Here is a 342-nt window from a genome sequence, read left to right as displayed (position 1 = left end):
CCATTCCAGGAACCGAGGAAGTTACGCGCATGCTCTCCGGCACGGCTCCGGCTGAAGTCATAGACCACCGCCTTAAGGGCCGAGAACGGCGTGGTGCAGTAAGCCCAGACATAAGCGCGATGAGTTTTCTTCTCTCCGGGCGCTAACATCTGCACCGGCGTTTCGTCGGCATGGACAACTCGTTGGGCCAGAACAGCTTCTCGCAAGGCATCAACCAATGGCTGGAGCTGTACACCGGTCTGTCCCACCCATTGCGCGAGAGTCTAACGCGCGATGGCCAAGCCGGCTCGGCCAAAGATTTTCTCCTGCCGGTACAGCGGCAAATGGTCAGCGAACTTCGCC

At 59.4% G+C, this 342-nt stretch carries 1 pseudogene; it reads right to left on the bottom strand.

Going from position 1 to position 342, the window contains the following annotated elements:
* Nucleotides 1–342: pseudogene (locus ACZ3HH_RS29500) on the bottom strand (IS66 family transposase); the annotation flags it as partial.

It is taken from the genome of Pseudomonas sp. PME37.24/025 (assembly GCF_055556615.1).
The sequence above is the reverse complement of the archived record's forward strand: the minus strand, read 5'-3'. Positions and strand labels throughout refer to the sequence as shown.